1 pseudogene is annotated in these 1,523 nt (G+C 68.5%); it reads left to right on the top strand.

The features are described from left to right. A pseudogene (locus tag ACOQFR_RS00040) lies at positions 1-1,523 on the top strand (spermine synthase); the annotation flags it as partial.

Here is a 1,523-nt window from a genome sequence, read left to right as displayed (position 1 = left end):
ACGGATGACGGTCAGGCAGGTCGGATTGGAGCGGGCGCTGCTGGCGCTGTTCGTGGCATCGGGTTTTGCGGGCCTGATCTACCAGGCGATCTGGTCGCACTACCTGGGACTGAGCCTGGGGCATGCGGCCTACGCACAGACGCTGGTGCTGGCGATCTTCATGGGCGGCATGGCGCTGGGTGCGTGGCTGGTGAGCCGGCTAGGCATGGGGTGGCGTCGGCTGATCCTGGCGTACGCGGTGGTGGAGATCGTCATCGGCCTGGCGGGCCTGGGGTTCCACCCGTTTTTCCTGGCCTACACGGGCTTCTCGCAGGAGACGGTCTACCCGGCCTTGTCGGAGGGCTGGGCGATCCGGGCCTGGCAGTGGGGCACGGCGGCGCTGCTGATTGCGCCCCAGAGCGTGCTGCTGGGCATGACCTTCCCGCTGATGAGCGGCGGCTACCTCCGGGTGGCGCCCAAGGCCGATGGTGAGATTCTTGGCGGCCTGTATTTCACCAACAGCATCGGTGCGGCGTTTGGCGCGCTGTTTGCGACGTTCGTGCTGCTGCCGTGGGTGGGCATGCCCGGGGCGGTGGCGGTGGCGGGTGCGGTGAACCTGGCCGTGGGCGTGATGGCGTGGGTGGTGTCGCGCCGGGTGGACGGTCGCCCGGCGCCGGCGGCGCTGCCTGCGGCGGATGCCGCGGTTCCGGCGGCCAAGCCGGTGGATGCGCGGTTCTACCAGATGATGTTGCTGGCGGCGGGCATCACGGGTGCCAGTTCTTTCGTGTACGAGATTGGCTGGGTGCGGATGCTCAACCAGGCACTGGGCACGACGGTGCATTCGTTCGAGCTGATGCTGTCGGCGTTCATCCTGGGCCTGGCGTTTGGCGGTTTGTGGATCCGGCGCCGCAGCCAGCGCATTGGTGATGCGGTGGCGTATGCGGGTTACGCGCAGATCTGGATGGGCATCGCGGCGTTGGTGTCGCTGCCGGTGTTCGCGCAGAGCTTCCGGTGGGTGGGGTGGCTGATGGAGTCGCTGCCGCGTACGGATGGGGGGTATAGCCTGTTCAGCGCGGGAAGCGCGGCGATCTCGCTGCTGGTGATGTTCCCGGCGGCATTTTTTGCCGGCATGACGCTGCCGCTGTTCACGATGGCGCTGCTGCGCAACGGTGCGGGGGAGTCGAGCATCGGTCGAATCTATGCGGCCAACACGCTGGGTGCGATCACCGGCGTGGCGCTGGCGGTGCACGTCCTGATCCCGCTGATGGGCTTGCACCTGGCGGTGACGCTGGCGGCGTTGGCGGACATTGCGCTGGGGTTCGTGCTGCTCAAGCGCTACGCGGTGGAGGTGAAGGCGCCGGCGTACCTGGGGGCGATGGTGGCGGTGCTGCTGGTGACGGGCCTGAGCCTGAGCCTGGGCCGGGCCTCGCCCGAGTCCCTGGCCTCGGGCGTGTTCCGCACGGGGGCCTCGGAGCTGGCGCAGGGTTCGCAGGTGCGCTTCCTGCGCGATGGCAAGACCGCCACGGTCGCGTTCTACCAGCAGG

It is taken from the genome of Arenimonas sp. MALMAid1274 (genome assembly GCF_049195245.1).
Lineage (GTDB): Bacteria > Pseudomonadota > Gammaproteobacteria > Xanthomonadales > Xanthomonadaceae > Arenimonas.
The sequence above is the reverse complement of the archived record's forward strand: the minus strand, read 5'-3'. Positions and strand labels throughout refer to the sequence as shown.